This is a genomic window from Pantoea sp. CCBC3-3-1 (assembly GCF_007981265.1).
Classification (GTDB): Bacteria; Pseudomonadota; Gammaproteobacteria; order Enterobacterales; family Enterobacteriaceae; genus Erwinia.
This window is the reverse complement of record NZ_CP034363.1, coordinates 3,231,254-3,246,971: the sequence shown is the minus strand read 5'-3', so window position 1 is coordinate 3,246,971 and position 15,718 is coordinate 3,231,254. Positions and strand designations below refer to the sequence as shown.

General features: G+C 54.6%; 12 protein-coding genes and 1 riboswitch. Of the genes, 4 read left to right on the top strand and 8 right to left on the bottom strand.

Going from position 1 to position 15,718, the window contains the following annotated elements:
• Window positions 1-54 precede the first annotated feature (54 nt).
• From EHV07_RS15245 to metG, 5 genes are all read right to left on the bottom strand, one after another.
• Window positions 55-1,752, bottom strand: coding sequence for an NAD-dependent malic enzyme (locus tag EHV07_RS15245; RefSeq protein WP_147198856.1), 1,698 nt, complete (start codon window positions 1,750-1,752; stop codon window positions 55-57).
• 151 nt (window positions 1,753-1,903) lie between these two features.
• Window positions 1,904-2,788 (bottom strand): cytidine deaminase, encoded by an 885-nt coding sequence (cdd, locus tag EHV07_RS15240; protein ID WP_147198855.1) that lies wholly within the window; start codon window positions 2,786-2,788, stop codon window positions 1,904-1,906.
• Window positions 2,789-2,915: 127 nt separating this feature from the next.
• Entirely contained in the window at window positions 2,916-3,608 is a 693-nt protein-coding gene (locus tag EHV07_RS15235; protein ID WP_147198854.1) for a CidB/LrgB family autolysis modulator, read from the bottom strand.
• Window positions 3,601-3,993: a CidA/LrgA family protein gene (locus EHV07_RS15230; RefSeq protein ID WP_147198853.1), complete on the bottom strand. Its 393-nt coding sequence runs from the start codon at window positions 3,991-3,993 to the stop codon at window positions 3,601-3,603. The genes EHV07_RS15235 and EHV07_RS15230 overlap by 8 nt, the downstream gene beginning before the upstream one ends.
• Window positions 3,994-4,090: 97 nt before the next feature.
• On the bottom strand, window positions 4,091-6,124 hold the full coding sequence (gene metG, locus EHV07_RS15225; protein WP_147198852.1) for a methionine--tRNA ligase: 2,034 nt from the start codon (window positions 6,122-6,124) through the stop codon (window positions 4,091-4,093).
• A gap of 167 nt (window positions 6,125-6,291) precedes the next feature.
• Between metG and apbC the strand changes: the two genes are divergently transcribed.
• On the top strand, window positions 6,292-7,404 hold the full coding sequence (gene apbC, locus EHV07_RS15220; protein ID WP_147198851.1) for an iron-sulfur cluster carrier protein ApbC: 1,113 nt from the start codon (window positions 6,292-6,294) through the stop codon (window positions 7,402-7,404).
• A gap of 50 nt (window positions 7,405-7,454) precedes the next feature.
• On the opposite strand, the gene EHV07_RS15215 is transcribed toward apbC, so the two are convergent.
• The 3 genes from EHV07_RS15215 to EHV07_RS25090 form a co-directional block, all read right to left on the bottom strand.
• Window positions 7,455-7,877, bottom strand: coding sequence for a GNAT family N-acetyltransferase (locus EHV07_RS15215; RefSeq protein WP_147200644.1), 423 nt, complete (start codon window positions 7,875-7,877; stop codon window positions 7,455-7,457).
• The gene (locus EHV07_RS15210; RefSeq protein WP_147198850.1) at window positions 7,877-8,134 is read right to left on the bottom strand and encodes a hypothetical protein; all 258 of its coding nucleotides are present in this window, start codon (window positions 8,132-8,134) and stop codon (window positions 7,877-7,879) included. Before EHV07_RS15210 ends, EHV07_RS15215 begins: the two co-directional genes overlap by 1 nt.
• Window positions 8,135-8,278: 144 nt before the next feature.
• Window positions 8,279-12,340: a S6 family peptidase gene (locus EHV07_RS25090; RefSeq protein WP_147198849.1), complete on the bottom strand. Its 4,062-nt coding sequence runs from the start codon at window positions 12,338-12,340 to the stop codon at window positions 8,279-8,281.
• Window positions 12,341-12,676: 336 nt separating this feature from the next.
• A riboswitch (TPP riboswitch) is annotated at window positions 12,677-12,779 on the top strand.
• Between the two features lie 35 nt (window positions 12,780-12,814).
• Here EHV07_RS25090 and thiM point away from each other — a divergent pair.
• From thiM to fbaB, 3 genes are all read left to right on the top strand, one after another.
• Window positions 12,815-13,606, top strand: coding sequence for a hydroxyethylthiazole kinase (thiM, locus tag EHV07_RS15200; RefSeq protein ID WP_371419644.1), 792 nt, complete (start codon window positions 12,815-12,817; stop codon window positions 13,604-13,606).
• On the top strand, window positions 13,603-14,403 hold the full coding sequence (gene thiD, locus EHV07_RS15195; protein WP_147198848.1) for a bifunctional hydroxymethylpyrimidine kinase/phosphomethylpyrimidine kinase: 801 nt from the start codon (window positions 13,603-13,605) through the stop codon (window positions 14,401-14,403). The genes thiM and thiD overlap by 4 nt, the downstream gene beginning before the upstream one ends.
• A 142-nt stretch (window positions 14,404-14,545) precedes the next feature.
• Entirely contained in the window at window positions 14,546-15,598 is a 1,053-nt protein-coding gene (gene fbaB, locus EHV07_RS15190) for a class I fructose-bisphosphate aldolase (protein ID WP_147198847.1), read from the top strand.
• The last annotated feature ends 120 nt before the right edge of the window (window positions 15,599-15,718 follow it).

Sequence of the window (15,718 nt, the reverse complement as noted above, 5' to 3'; positions counted from 1 at the left end):
CGCCGGGTGAAAGCGGTGTTTTTGCCGGGCGCGCAGAGCACCCGGCAATGATGGTCAGATCGAGGTCCGACGGTAGTTACGATATTGCGGTAGCCAGAAGTTGGCAGCTATCGCTCTGGAAAGCACATCTTCCGAACTCACGACGGCCACGCCGGCCAGCTGTGCAGCTTTGCCGACCGCCATGGCAATCACTTTTGATACGCCCTGAATATCTTTCACTTCAGGCAGAACCGGGCCGGTGCCGTCATTCACCAGCGGTGAACAGTCGGCAAGCGCACGGCTTGCTGCCATCAGCATACTGTCGGTGACGCGAGTAGCGCCAGAGGCGATAACGCCCAGACCGATGCCAGGGAAGATATAAGAGTTGTTGCACTGGGCGATAGGGAAGGTTTTATCTTTCCAGGTCACGGGCGCGAACGGGCTACCTGTTGCCACCAGCGCCGCGCCGTCAGTCCAGGCCAAAATATCCTGTGGCGTAGCTTCAACGCGTGAGGTCGGGTTGGACAGCGGCATCACGATAGGGCGTGCGCAATGCTTGTGCATTTCACGGATGATCTCTTCGCTGAACAGCCCCGGCTGGCCGGAAACACCAATCAGAATGTCAGGATGCGCGTTGCGCACCACGTCCAGCAGCGACAGCGAGTCGGAACTGGAATCCCACTCCGCCAGCTGCTCGCTTTTCTGCACCAGCTTACTCTGGAAGTTGAGCAGGTTCGGCTGCTTATCGGTGAGCAGACCAAAACGATCGACCATAAAGACGCGGGCGCGGGCTTCTTCATCGCTCAGGCCTTCGGATTTCATCTGGGCGATAATCTGCTCGGCAATACCGCAGCCCGCAGAACCCGCACCGAGGAAGACGACTTTCTGCTCGCTCATTTTGCTGCCGGCAGCGCGACTGGCGGCAATCAGCGTACCCAGCGTCACGGAAGCCGTTCCCTGAATATCATCATTGAAGCAGCACACTTCGTCACGGTAGCGCTCAAGCAGCGGCATCGCATTTTTCTGCGCGAAGTCTTCAAACTGCAACAGCACGTTCGGCCAGCGGCTTTTCACGGCCTGGATAAACTCATTAACGAAATTATCGTATTCTTCGCCGGTGATGCGCGGGTGACGCCAGCCCATATAGAGCGGGTCGTTCAGCAGCTGCTGATTATTGGTGCCGACATCCAGCACAACAGGCAGCGTATAAGCCGGGCTGATGCCGCCACAGGCGGTATAGAGCGACAGTTTACCAATTGGAATGCCCATGCCGCCGATGCCCTGGTCGCCCAGGCCCAGAATGCGTTCGCCGTCGGTGACAACAATCACCTTAACGTTTTGCTTGGTAGCATTTTGCAGCATATCTTCAATGCTGCCGCGATTCGGGTAAGAGATGAACAGCCCGCGCGCACGGCGATAGATTTCGGAGAAGTGCTCACAAGCCGCGCCAACCGTCGGGGTATAGATAATTGGCATCATCTCTTCCAGATGACTATCCAGCAGACGGTAGAACAGCGTCTCGTTGGTATCCTGAATGTTGCGCAGATAAACGTGCTTGTCGTTGGCGTTCTTGAAATCCTGGAACTGGCGCCAGGCGCGCTGGGCCTGTTCATCTATGGTCTCTACCGTTTCAGGCAGCAGGCCGTTCAGGTTGAAATCGTTGCGCTCCTCGACGGAGAAGGCGCTGCCTTTATTCAGCAGCGGGAATTCCAGCAAAATCGGGCCAGCATAAGGGATATAAAGGGGGCGTTTACTTTCGTGTTCGAGTTCCATGAAAAAATACTCATTCGGATCGTAATGTTGTGCGCCAATCCTAAAATAATTCATCTGAAAGTACAGCTTTTGTTAACAGCTGATAACAAAAGCTATCGCTTTGCTGCAGTTTACGTGCCCGTTACGGCAGGGAAAAGTTTCCGGGAGAAACTTATCTCAGCGGAACCGTAGTGAAATTCGCGCAGCCCAATGCCTGCAACGTAGCAAATGTCGCCTGACGCTGAATTAAGCGGGCATCTGGCGCTTCAGCCAGCACCGCACGCTGGATCTGTAGCACATCATAACCGGATAAATTCAGCATGATCAGCGCGGCCTGTAGCGGCGGCAGGCTGGGATTAAACGCGGCGTTCTCCGCATAACTACCCGCGAAAATTTTGTCGTCAGCCATCTGTAAGGCCACGCCGCTCAACGCCTGCGAGTAAGGCGCGTGGCTGCGGTTCGCAGCCTGTAAGGCGGCCTGGCAAAGCGGGTCGCCTTTTACAGTCAGACCATGATCAACGTCATCCAAAAGCAGCGTTTCAATAGCCAAATCGCGCGGGCCAAAAGCATCAGGGAGATAATCGCCCAGCGTGGCAGGCTCGCGTCCCGGAAGGTAGATGCGCAGCGACGTACCGCTGTTAAGCTCATTCATAAACTGGCGGCAATGTCCGCACGGCGTGTAGTTCACGGTGACGGCTTCCAGCGCCTTTTCACCGCGCAGCCAGGCATGGGCGATTGCGCTCTGTTCAGCATGTACCGTCTGCTGCATGGTGGCGCCAGAAAACTCCATATTGGCACCGAAATAGAGATGACCGCTTTGACCCAGCGCCAGCGCACCGACGTTGAATTTAGAAAGCGGGGCGACAGCGCAGGCAGCGGCAAGCGGCAGCAGCGCAAAACTTATCGCCTGGCGGTCCAGGCCCGTTTGGGCTTCGATCTCCGCCATCTGCGCCGGGGTTAAATACGCCGGAAAATCGTCAGCGGCTAATATTGGCTGGAGCACGGCCTGAAAAGAGGATGACAGCGTGGCAAAGGCGGGTTGAAATCGTGGGTGCATATCGGGCATCTCTTACAAGGTCGGCCGCCCATTCTGGCGGCCCGGCAGGGTATTGTATGTGATTATAATCACATTAATATTGCAACTTATGAAATAAAGCAGAGAAATGCGCGACTTATCGCAAGTTTTACCCCCACAGATGCATCAGCAGCGGAAACAGGAAAGGCGCCAGCAACGAGGTAATAATCCCGCAAATGACCAGCGCCAGCGAGCTGTAGGCCCCCTCCTGATAATCCAGCTCGGCGCAGCGAGCCGTCCCTAATGCGTGTGAAGCGTTGCCAATCGCCAGGCCGCGCGAAGCCTTGTTGTAGATCTTAAACATGTTCAGCAGCATATGACCAAATACCGCACCCAGTACGCCAGCAATCAGCACGCAAATAGCGCTGATGGCAGGAATACCGCCGAGCGTAGCGGAGACGGCCATCGCGATGGGCGTGGTCACCGATTTTGGCATCAGCGTGGCGGCGATTTGCGGCGTAGCCCCCATCCATAAGGCGATTGCCGTCCCTGAGATCATGGCCGTTACGCTGCCGATAAAGCAGACGCCGATAATTGATTTCCAGCGAGCGCGGATCTGATGCATCTGCTCATACAGCGGCAGCGCCAGCGCAACTACCGCCGGTTGCAGCAGCTGATTAAGTAATGAACTTCCCTGGAAGTAGCGCGCATAGGGCATCTGAATCAGCAGCAGCAGTGGAATAATCACCGCCATTGAAACCAGCAGAGGATTAACCAGCGAGATTTTTACTTTTGCGGCCAGCCTGCGGGCGGCAAAAAACACCAGCAGGGTAAGCGGTAACGACCACCAGATATCACTCATTACCGGCTCCGGGTTGAACAGGCCTGCCGTGCAGCCGGTGAGAAACCAGGCCCACCGTCAGCAGAACGATAAAGGTGCTTACCACGCAGGAAACCACAATCGGGCCGAACTGCGCGCTGAGAATATCGGTGTAGCTCATCACGCCGACGCTGATGGGCACAAACAGCAGCGCCATATAGCGAATCAACAGATGACTGCCGGGCTTTACCCAGTCAGCGGGAAGGATCTGAGTGGCCAGCAGGGCAAACAGAATTAACATGCCGATAATGCTGCCGGGAATGGTGACGGGCAAAAGGGCGGCAAGCGCGTTTCCGGCATACAGGCAAAGATAGATAATGACGAAGGCGCGAAGGTAACGCCAGAGAGCAGACAGCGCGGTGCGCATGAAAATCTCCTGTTTTTCCGAACCTATCCTTAGAAGGATAACAGCGTTCAGGCAAACATATGAGCACGGGCGACTGCCCGTGCTGTGAACCCTGAGGTTATTTAACCTGCATACCAGGCTGGGCACCGCTGTCAGGCGAAAGCAGGAAGATATCCTTACCGCCAGGACCCGCGGCCATCACCATACCTTCAGAGATGCCAAAACGCATTTTACGCGGCGCCAGGTTAGCGACCATCATCGTCAGGCGGCCGACCAGCACGGAAGGATCGGGATAGGCCGTACGGATGCCGGAGAAGATATTGCGGGTTTCGCCGCCGATGTCCAGCGTTAAACGCAGCAGCTTATCGGAGCCTTCCACAAACTCGGCGTTCTGGATGAGCGCAATACGCATGTCCACTTTGGCAAAGTCATCAAAGGTGATGGTGTCCGCGATGGGATCATCAGCCAGCGGCCCGGTCAGCGCCGGTTTGTTGGCCGCCGCGGCATCTTCTTTCGAGGCTTCGATCAGCGCATTGACCTTGTCCATTTCCACACGGCTGTACAGCGCTTTAAAGGCTGAAATAGTGTGGTCCAGCAGCGGCTGCTCAGTACCTTCCCAACTCAGCTGCTGATTGAGGAACGCTTCGGCACGTTCGGTTAGCGATGGCATAACCGGTGCCAGCCAGGTCATCAGCACGCGGAACATGTTGATACCCATTGAGCAGATTGCCTGCAGGTCGGCATCGCGGCCTTCCTGTTTCGCGACTACCCAAGGTGCCTGCTCGTCAACGTAGCGGTTGGCAACATCGGCCATCGCCATGATTTCACGGATCGCACGGCTGAATTCGCGGCTGTTCCAGGCTTCTGCAATGCTAACCTGCGCATCGATAAAGGTCTGATACAGTGCCGGATCGGCCAGTTCAGCAGAAAGCTTGCCGTCAAAACGTTTGTTGATAAAGCCCGCATTACGCGACGCCAGGTTAACCACTTTGTTAACGATATCGGCATTCACACGCTGAACAAAATCTTCCAGGTTCAGGTCAATATCGTCGATGCGTGAAGAGAGCTTGGCCGCGTAGTAATAGCGCAGGCTGTCGGCATCCAGATGGTTAAGCCAGGTGCTGGCCTTGATAAAGGTGCCGCGCGATTTTGACATCTTCGCGCCGTTGACGGTGACGTAACCATGAACGAACAGGTTAGTTGGCTTACGGAAGTTACTGCCTTCCAGCATGGCCGGCCAGAACAGGCTGTGGAAGTACACGATATCTTTACCGATAAAGTGGTAAAGATCGGCATCGGAATCTTTCTGCCAGAAGGCGTCAAAGTCGATGTCGCCGCGCTTGTCGCACAGGTTCTTGAACGAGCCCATATAGCCAATAGGCGCATCCAGCCAGACGTAGAAATATTTGCCCGGCGCGCCAGGAATTTCAAAGCCAAAGTACGGCGCATCGCGGGAGATATCCCACTGTTGCAGGCCAGACTCGAACCATTCCTGCATTTTATTCGCAACCTGCTCCTGCAACGCGCCTGAACGCGTCCAGGCTTGCAACATGGCGCTGAATTCTGGCAGATCGAAGAAGAAGTGCTCGGAATCACGCATTACCGGCGTAGCGCCGGACACCACGGACTTCGGATCGATCAGCTCGGTCGGGCTGTAAGTTGCGCTGCACACTTCGCAGTTGTCACCGTACTGGTCCGGGGCTTTACACTTCGGACAGGTGCCTTTGACGAAACGGTCCGGCAGGAACATGCCTTTTTCCGGATCGTAGAGCTGAGAAATAGTGCGGTTTTTAATAAAGCCGTTTTCTTTCAGACGGGTATAGATCAGCTCGGACAGCTCGCGGTTTTCGTCGCTGTGCGTTGAGTGGTAGTTGTCATAGCTGATGTTAAAGCCAGCAAAATCAGTCTGATGCTCCTGACTCATTTCGGCAATCATCTGCTCGGGAGCAATACCCATCTGCTGAGCTTTCAGCATGATTGGCGTACCGTGCGCATCGTCCGCACAGATGAAGTAAACCTGGTTGCCGCGCATTCGCTGGTAACGGACCCAAATATCTGCCTGGATATGCTCGAGCATGTGGCCGAGATGGATAGAACCGTTGGCGTACGGGAGTGCGCACGTTACCAATATTTTTTTCGCGACTTGAGTCATAGTGAGACTTGCTATACCTGATTAAAATAGGGGTTACGATGTTACCCGAAAGGCCCTCCCTGCGTAAACCATCCCGCGCGGCCCGCACCGATATTTAGCCTTTCTCAACACGTTGAGTCACATCTGATATGCTCTCAGGTAAAACCTAATCAAAAAAAGGAGCCGGGATGACCTCTCAATCCCAGAGTCAGCACTCACCGGAAGCGCTGCGCGCCATGGTGATGGGCGTTTTGACCGCATTTGAACATCCGACGCTGAAAAAGAATCTGACCGCGCTGAAAGCATTGCATCACTGCGCGATGCTGGATAATACGCTGCATATCGATCTTGCCATGCCTTTTGCCTGGCACAGTGGGTTTGAGGCGTTGAAAGAGAGCGCGAGCGCTGAACTACTGCGTCTGACCGGCGCTACGGCCATCAGCTGGCGTTTGAACCACGATATCGCCACGCTGAAGCGGGTAAAAAACCAGGCGGGCGTTAACGGCGTCAAAAACATTATCGCCGTCAGTTCTGGCAAAGGGGGGGTAGGGAAATCCAGCACCGCCGTTAACCTGGCGCTGGCGCTGGCTGCCGAAGGTGCGAAGGTCGGGCTGCTGGACGCGGATATCTATGGCCCGTCCGTACCCGATATGCTCGGCACTACCGATGAGCGGCCAACCTCGCCCGACGGCACGCATATGGCTCCGATCATGGCCCATGGCCTGGCAACCAACTCGATTGGTTATCTGGTGACGGACGATAACGCCATGGTGTGGCGCGGGCCGATGGCCAGCAAAGCGCTGATGCAGCTGCTTAACGAAACGCTCTGGCCCGAGCTGGATTACCTGGTACTGGATATGCCGCCGGGCACCGGTGATATCCAGCTGACGCTGGCGCAGAACGTGCCGGTGACCGGGGCTGTCGTTGTCACTACGCCGCAGGATATTGCGCTCATCGATGCACGAAAAGGGATCGTGATGTTTGAAAAGGTCAACGTGCCGGTATTGGGTATAGTTGAAAACATGAGCATGCATATTTGCAGCAACTGCGGCCATCACGAACCGATTTTTGGCAGCGGCGGGGCACAACGGCTGGCGGAACAGTATCAAACTCGTTTGCTTAGCCAGCTTCCGCTACACATTACCCTGCGCGAAGATTTGGACGATGGACAGCCCACCGTCATTCGCCGCCCTGACAGCGAATTCACCTACCTCTATCGTCAGCTGGCAGGCCTTGTTGCCGCACAGCTTTACTGGGAAGGCGAAGTCATTCCTGGCGACATTTCCTTCCGCGCAGTGTAATCGTGCAGCCCGGTGAACGCCGGGCTGTTATGTCCAGCCGCTTTACGCCGTCAAAGCACATAGTGCAGTAACAGATATTCTCCCTGTTCGCCCTCGCCGCTGCCCACTCTTTTCCAGCCGTGCCGCTGATAAAAAGCGAGAGCATGGGCGTTAGCTTTCAGGCATTTTAACGCGCCGGTTGAGGTGAAACTGCGTTGTACAGCCTGAAGTAAAGCACTGCCGATGCCCTGGCCCTGACAGGCTGGATCGACAAACAGACTGTGCAGAAAGTTGTCGGCAGGCAGCAAAGCAGCGAATCCTTTACGGTGTCCTTCTTCTTCAGCTACCAGAATCCGTTCGCCAAGCGTGACGCGGTCAAAGTCCTCCAGCCGCCACTCTTCGCCATCGAGCCAGTGCCAGTTTGCCTTTCGGGCCGCCAGAAATAGCGTGCGTAAAAACGGACGATCGGCTTCGGTGAAGGCGCGGATAACAATCATCTTGATCCCCAAACAGGTTTCACATGGCGTTCGCCTTCAATGCCGGTGCCACGGTATTCATAATCAATTTTTCCGGCTTCAAACAGCTGATCGAGCAGGGTGAAGTTATCCGGCGGCGTAACGTTGCAGCGGTTGTTAAGTGTGGTATCACGAATGGTGAACGAGCGATCGCCACGGGCGATTTGCTGTAAATAATTCAGCATTTGCAGGGCGGCAACGCTAATACCGTACTGCTCGTTAAGCGGTCTTGTCATGTTGCTTCTCGTTGTTCTGTGGTCGGGCTTTTTTCAGGGGATCGGAGGAACTTTAGCAAAAACTTTCAGAGGGGAACATCGGGGATTTCCGGGGGAAAGGGAAACCCGCTACCCGATGGAACGGGGAGCGGGTGGGGTTTTAGGCTAGAAACTGATGTTGATACCGCCGGCAAACAGCCAGTCGTTAGCACCTTCCTGTTGCAGCTTACGCTGATGGCGCACCTGCGTTGTCAGGGCGATATCTTTGTTTATCTCCAGCCGGCCTTCGGTCTTGATATTCAGGCTGTTTCCGCCGTTTCCGGTGTGGAAGTCCTTACTGCTCTGCCCGTTGCCTATCACCACTTTACCCTGATTATTTGGCCTGACTGCAAGGTTCACGTCCGTACCCAGGCGCAGCGTGCCTAATTTTCCTGCGGGTAGGGTGTAGTCGTAAGCCAGCCCGCCAATCCAGGCTTCACGTCGCTGTTGCTGATAGCTAACCTGAGCCCGATCGACATCGGTAAAGTTGGCTATCCGCATCTGCTGCTGACGATAGCCAGCATAAGGCCGAAACCTGTGCGCGCCTGATTGAATATATTTACCGGCTTCTGCCTCACCAAAAAATTGCTTAACGTTGGGTGATGCTGCGGTGCCGCGCAAACGGGTCGAAATAGTGCCTTTGGACCAGCCATAGCCGGACAGCAGGTTAAGATAATAGTCCTCATAGTGCCAGGAGAGCATCAGGTTCAGCGCATTGCTGTCAACGTTACCCTGGCTGACGCCATCTGCGGCGGAAGGCTTAAAGCTCAGATCGCCTTTTGACCATGCGCCGCTTACATTCAGCGACTGCCGATCGTTATGCCAGGCCGCCAGCGTTGTGCCCATCATCCAGCCTTTGTACTGGCTTTTATAGTTGTAGCCATACTGCATAAAACTGTTGCCCGATTGGTAATTATCATCACCGCGGTAGCCGAACAGGAAAAAGCGAGAGTGGCCTTCTTTCGCGCTATCCAGCGCGCTCTCTTTGAATAACATGGCCAGCTGTTCTTCTGCCCGGAACAGCGCGGAGGGCAGGGAAATATAAGCCGGAACCTGCGGCGTCACCGCGCGTCGCGTCGGTTTTGCAGGCTGAGGCGGTTCCTTTTCCGCAGGCGTTGCGGCCGGGGTTTCTTCGGCTGGTGCTTCTGGCGTTGCGGCTGGGGTTTCTTCCGCAGGCGCTTCCGGCGTCACGATCGGGGTTTCTTCGGCAGGTGCTTCCGGCGTCACGATCGGGGTTTCTTCCACAGGTGCTTCTGGCGTTACGATTGGCGTTTCTTCGGCAGGCGCTTCCGGCGTGACGACTGGCGTTTCTTCGGCAGGCGCTTCCGGCGTTGCGGCTGGGGTTTCTTCCGCAGACGCTTCCGGCGTGACGATTGGCGCTTCTTCCGGAGGCGCTTCCGGCGTGACGATTGGCGCTTCTTCCGCAGGCGCTTCCGGCGTCACGATCGGCGTTTCTTCGGCTGGTGCTTCTGGCGTGACGATTGGCGTTTCTTCGGCAGGCGCTTCCGGCGTGACGATTGGCGCTTCTTCGGCTGGTGCTTCTGGCGTGACGATCGGGGTTTCTTCCGCAGGCGCTTCCGGCTCGCTATTGCTGCCTTCGGATAACAGAACGTTTTGCAGGCGATAATCCCAATATTGACTGCCGCTACCGCTGACTTCGCGCTCGCTTTCCGCCGCGCTTCCCGGAGCAAATGCATACAGGCCATAAGCCCATGCGCCGCTGGCAACATAGTCACCCGCCAGTTTGAAACGATCTTTTGACGAATTTCCGCCAACCTGAATAATCGATACGCCTTCCGTATTATCGGCCGTGCCGTTGGCGTTGCTGTCACTGTCCGTCCAGCTACTCAGACTGTTAATGCTAACCATAACAGAGTCGCCATCGTTGATGTCTCCGGCAATCAGCAACTTGTCGGTCGCATTGCGATTGAAAGCGCTGTTCAGTGCCAGATTCACCGTACCGCTGGTATTCAGATTAGCCAGACTCAGCGTCGAGTAATTCGCCGTTTCGGCATATAAAGCGCCAGGATAGAGGGTTGATCCCTGGCTTGCATTTACCGTCTGTAGCGTTCCGCTACCCGCCAGCACGGTACCGCTTGCCATATTGACAGAAGGGGCCACATTGCCATTTAGCGCCAACGTGCCTGCTTCTAATTCGATATCCCCAGCGGTGGTAATATCCCCTTCAGCGAGTAAGACACCTTCACCGCTTTTTACCAACTTACCGTTGCCGCTAATATCTGCCGTAATCATGGATGACAGACCTTCTACGCTGCTTTCACGTTCGGTAATATCCGCCGTCAGCACGCTGTCCGTTCCTGCCAGCGTCAGGCTACCTGAAAGCAGAGTATGGGCATAAAGAGTCAGGCTGGCATTGTCTGCGACAGAGATCGTCCCGTCTAAAATGGCATGATCGCTCACCGTTAATGCTGCACCCGAGAGCACATTAGTCTTGTTTGTCAGGTAAGACTGCTCGCTCCAGTCGTCGCTGTAGAATACGTTACCGGCATGCAGCGTTTGCTGGCCTGACAAAATCAGCTCACCGCGCTTCACCGCCAGCGTTTCCACATCGGCCCCACCGGACAGTGTTGCACGGTAAGCGCTGTCTGATGCGTAATAGGAAAGATTTAGTTTGCCGCTATTCTGTTCGCCGATATGTCCAGGAAAGTTGAAACCATTGCCATACAGCGTGACGACGCCGGTTTTATCCAGGTTGCGGTTAACAATTTTTGCACCATTATCGTTATGGTTAATTTCTGCAAAAGTTAAGCCGTTGCCGTTAATATCCAGCGTCCCGCCGCGATAGCCAAACTGAATATTTTTGGTGTTAATCTGATCTTTATCCGCCAGCACCACCACCGGACGACCGCTAACCAGCGTCAGGGTAGAAAAGGCCTGCTTTAAGCCGTTTGCATCGGCCTGCTGATCGAGGATAACGGTCCCGGCACCCACGTTTAATCCACCGCTGTTTGCGCCTGTCGCATTAATATGCAGCGTGCCGTCACCGATTTTATGCAGCACATCGCCAGCAAGGCCATTTACCTGCCAGAGTACGGTCTTGTCTGCATCAACTTCGATACCACCGCCGACCCAGCTGTTATTCTGGCCCTCTGCCGATTTAACCTGATAATTATTGGAAAACTGAAGTTTGGCAGCGCCATGATTAACCGCCTGGTTTAAAACCAGAGTGCCGCCTTCGCCGTTAAAACGGAGATCTTTCGTGGCATCTAATTCTTCGTTAGTGGCATCGGTGGGCAGCGTTTTATCAGTGCCATGCCACAGCCAGCTTTTAGCCCCTTGGGTAATGGCATTTGGATCCCAGTTAATAATGCCCTCGGCGCTGCTATCAGTAATATCGGGATCGACATTGGCCGCCATCACTTGCTCAACAAAAGCATCCTGCACAAATAAAATATATGAACGCAGATTATAAGGCCCGTCGTTACCACCGCTGGTTAATACGCCTGCCAGTTTCCAGACTTTATCGACATTATCATAAACCAGCATTGGGCTGCCGCTGTCGCCGCCCCGGCTGGCACTGTCCAACGGCTGCACGTTGGGATCATCCGGGCTGTAGTTGTACCACCGCAGGCGCCAGTTTTCGAAAGTGGGATTGGTCATGGTACCGCCGGTTTTCCAGCTGTAAGCGCCCGCCAGTTGCACCAGCTCTTGTGTTTCGGCATCAACCTGAAATTGCGTACCCGCGCCCACCCGGGCGTACCAGGTATAGCGATCTGGATTTTCGCGTAATTCCGTGCCAACCACGGAAGGGATGGCGGCAGCTTCAGTGACAACCTTATTTAAACGAGGCAGATGAAAATCGCGCACGTCATATTCATTGCGATTAATCAATTTATAGATCGTTTTGTATTTGGCGTTATTGCCAAAATCAACGGTTTTATAACCGGTATTATGCTGTACGCTGGCAAGGTAAGAGGCAGAGAAAAGCGTAGCGTAGCCGCCGGAGACAACAGCACCAAAATCAGGCATCGGATAATCAAGTATGCCTGCAGAAGTGCCGTCGGTTTTAAAAACTTCAATATTTTCTCTGCCAACCGCATATTTCCCAAGGTTTTCAGCAAAGTCGCGGTATTCCTGAACGGCGACATCTTCCCGCATCACGCCAGCAAGAACGGACGTGGCGGCAAAGAAATTGCAGCAAAAAATAGCAAGAAACTTAAGCTTCATTTAATTCCCTTTGTAATCGGCATGTTGCAAATATCTTTGGTGCGTACAGCAATAAGAATTATCTTATTACTGATTAAGTTTGCCATGTGATTTTTTTAAAGCCACCTTTTGTGCCGATTTAATAAGTATTAAACTGGCGCGTTAGTTTAGTTTTATGATTAATGCTTCCAGTTAATGTTAGGCAGGTTGCAAATATATTTATATTGACAGGTCGACTATTTTATTTGTGAGATTCATGTGTTCTTCTTGTAATAGCTTCAGCTGTTTCTTAGGCGAAACGGCAGGATGAGGTAAAACTTGCGTTAATCCAGCCGCTTCCTTATGCTGCAAAGCTTGCACTATGACTCGGGGTGCCGTTTCTTTCCAAAGAAAGGGCTGAGAAAAACCCGTTGAACCTGAACTGGATAATGCCAGCGGAGGGAAGTCAGATGCCCAACCGCATCGCCTTCTTGTACGCCGGTTGGGAGTCTTATTTTGATCCAACCTTCTCGCTTTACGGCAGCGATGGCTGCGCCTTCTTTAAATCTTTTTCACCAGGCTTCACCGCTGATCCACTGCCTGACCAACGATGTGGTGCAATCCTTTACCGCCAACGTTTTGCTGGCGCTTGGCGCTTCTCCTGCCATGGTTATCGAACCCTCTGAAGCCCGGGAGTTCAGCGCTATTGCGGATGCCGTACTGATCAACGTCGGAACGTTAACAGCGGCGCGCAGTGAGGCGATGCTTACCGCCGTTAAAAGCGCCGTAAAAGCCGGGCGTCCCTGGACGCTGGATCCGGTGGCAGTGGGCGCCTTAACTTTCCGTAGTGACTTCTGCCAGCAGCTGCTGGAATACCGTCCGGCCGCCGTTCGTGGCAATGCTTCGGAAATTATGGCGCTGGCTCGTCAGACGGTTTCCGGGCGAGGTGTGGATAGCCTCCACGACTCCTCTGCCGCGCTGGAGGCGGCCACGCTGCTGGCTAAATCAACCGGGGCGGTGATTGCGGTGACGGGCGAGATCGATTTCATTACCGATGGGCTCCGCATTCTGGCCGTGCCAGGCGGCTCGGCATTAATGACGCGGGTGGTAGGAACGGGCTGCGCGCTCTCAGCGGTGGTTGCCGGTTTTACCGCGCTGCCAGGTGACAGGCTGGTTCATACCGCCAGCGCTTGCCGTTTGATGAGCCTGGCCGGAGAAAAGGCTGCTGCCACAGCGGGCGGGCCAGGCACCTTCGTGCCGTTGTTTCTTGATGAATTGTCTCGTTTACATCCGGAGGCGATGGCATGAAACGAATCAACGCGCTGACAATTGCCGGCACCGATCCCAGCGGTGGGGCAGGCATTCAGGCCGATCTCAAAACTTTTTCAGCGCTGGGTGCTTACGGCACCAGCGTGATTACCGCACTGGTAGCGCAAAATACGTGCGGCGTGCAATCCGTCTTTCCTGTCGATGCGGATTTCGTTGCAGCGCAGCTTTCCTCTGTGCTGAGTGATGTACGAATCGACAGCGTTAAAATCGGCATGCTGCATGACTCCGATATTGTTGAGGTGGTCGCGCAGGGGTTGCAATGGGCTGAGATTCCCTGGCTGGTACTGGATACCGTTATGCTGGCCAAAAGCGGCGATCCGCTGTTGTCGGAGCGCGCAGTAAAGACGCTGCGGGAGCGTCTTTTACCTCAGGCTTCGCTGATTACGCCCAATCTGCCCGAAGCGGCTGCATTGCTGGGCTGTGCAATTGCCCGTGATGAAGACGAGATGCGGCAGCAGGGCAGGGCACTGCTGGAAATGGGCTGTCAGGCGGTATTAATGAAAGGCGGCCACCTGAGCGATGAAGAAAGCCCTGACTGGCTGTTCACGCCTCAACTGGAGCAGCGTTTCACCGCTCTGCGCGTGCCGACAAAAAATACGCATGGTACCGGCTGTACGCTCTCTTCTGCCCTGGCGGCGCTACGCCCGCGTCATCAGGACTGGATAACAACCGTCCGCGAAGCCAAACAGTGGCTTCAGGTCGCGCTGGAACAGGCGGATACGCTGGAAGTGGGCGCAGGTTTTGGGCCGGTGCACCATTTTTATCGCTGGTGGTAGCGCATCTGGCAAAAAACTTTATGGGGAAGGTTCTGAAAAATGGAGTCAGCAATTTGCCTTAAGCGCGGTTGCGGGTCCACGCTGTTGGGGGTCAGGCATTTCAGCCGGGGGCGTTTGCTCTCATACACCAACAGGAGTTTACATGACGGACATCGTACAGTTACTGGGCAAAGAAGCAGACTCTCTTTTGCAACATCGCTGCATGACCATCCCCGCAGACAGCCTTTATCTGCCGGGTGCGGATTATGTTGACCGGGTGATGGTCGATAACGACCGTTCACCAACCGTGTTGCGTAATATGCAAACGCTGTATAACACCGGTCGCCTGGCGGGCACGGGCTACCTTTCCATTCTGCCTGTGGATCAGGGCGTGGAGCATTCTGCCGGGGCCTCTTTTGCCGCGAATCCGCTCTATTTCGATCCCAAAAACATCGTCGAACTGGCCATTGAAGCGGGTTGTAACTGTGTCGCCTCAACCTACGGCGTGCTGGCTTCGGTTTCACGCCGCTATGCACACCGTATTCCCTTTCTGGTGAAACTGAATCATAACGAAACGTTGAGCTATCCCACGCAGTACGACCAGACGCTGTACGCCAGTGTTGAACAGGCTTTCAATATGGGAGCCGTGGCGGTTGGCGCAACTATCTACTTTGGCTCTGAGCAGTCCCGCCGCCAGCTGGAAGATATCTCACATGCTTTTGAGCGGGCGCACGAGCTGGGGATGGTCACCGTGCTTTGGGCTTATCTGCGCAACAATGGCTTCAAAAAAGATGGCGTGGATTATCATGCCAGCGCCGATTTAACCGGCCAGGCCAATCATCTGGCTGCCACTATCGGTGCCGATATCGTTAAACAAAAACTGGCGGAAAATAACGGCGGTTATAATGCCCTGAAATTTGGCTCTACCGATGAGCGGGTTTACAGCAAGCTGACCAGCGATAACCCCATCGATCTGGTGCGTTACCAGCTGGCGAACTGCTATATGGGACGCGCAGGGCTGATTAACTCTGGCGGCGCTTCGGCTGGCGAAACCGACACCGCGGAATCCGTGCGCACCGCGGTCATTAATAAACGCGCGGGGGGAATGGGGCTGATTCTCGGCCGTAAAGCCTTTAAAAAATCGATGAAAGAGGGCGTGGCGCTGATTAACGCCGTGCAGGATGTCTATCTGGCGAAAGATGTCACCATCGCCTGACTGATGATTCAGGGGCCGGATGCGCCCCTGAATTTCCTGCTTTTTCAGTAATTTTGTTACAACTTCAGCCAGCAGAAGGGCGCTAATCTTTTTCCGCTCGGGATAAAATAGCCTTTTAAT

Bases quoted from the DNA above. Each gene is read 5' to 3' on its own strand.
- thiD (WP_147198848.1), top strand. From the start codon at position 13,603: ATGAAACGAATCAACGCGCTGACAATTGCCGGCACCGATCCCAGCGGT.
- fbaB (WP_147198847.1), top strand. From the start codon at position 14,546: ATGACGGACATCGTACAGTTACTGGGCAAAGAAGCAGACTCTCTTTTG.
- EHV07_RS15235 (WP_147198854.1), bottom strand. From the start codon at position 3,608: ATGAGTGATATCTGGTGGTCGTTACCGCTTACCCTGCTGGTGTTTTTT.
- EHV07_RS15245 (WP_147198856.1), bottom strand. From the start codon at position 1,752: ATGGAACTCGAACACGAAAGTAAACGCCCCCTTTATATCCCTTATGCT.
- metG (WP_147198852.1), bottom strand. From the start codon at position 6,124: ATGACTCAAGTCGCGAAAAAAATATTGGTAACGTGCGCACTCCCGTAC.
- EHV07_RS15210 (WP_147198850.1), bottom strand. From the start codon at position 8,134: ATGACAAGACCGCTTAACGAGCAGTACGGTATTAGCGTTGCCGCCCTG.
- apbC (WP_147198851.1), top strand. From the start codon at position 6,292: ATGACCTCTCAATCCCAGAGTCAGCACTCACCGGAAGCGCTGCGCGCC.
- EHV07_RS25090 (WP_147198849.1), bottom strand. From the start codon at position 12,340: ATGAAGCTTAAGTTTCTTGCTATTTTTTGCTGCAATTTCTTTGCCGCC.
- cdd (WP_147198855.1), bottom strand. From the start codon at position 2,788: ATGCACCCACGATTTCAACCCGCCTTTGCCACGCTGTCATCCTCTTTT.
- EHV07_RS15230 (WP_147198853.1), bottom strand. From the start codon at position 3,993: ATGCGCACCGCGCTGTCTGCTCTCTGGCGTTACCTTCGCGCCTTCGTC.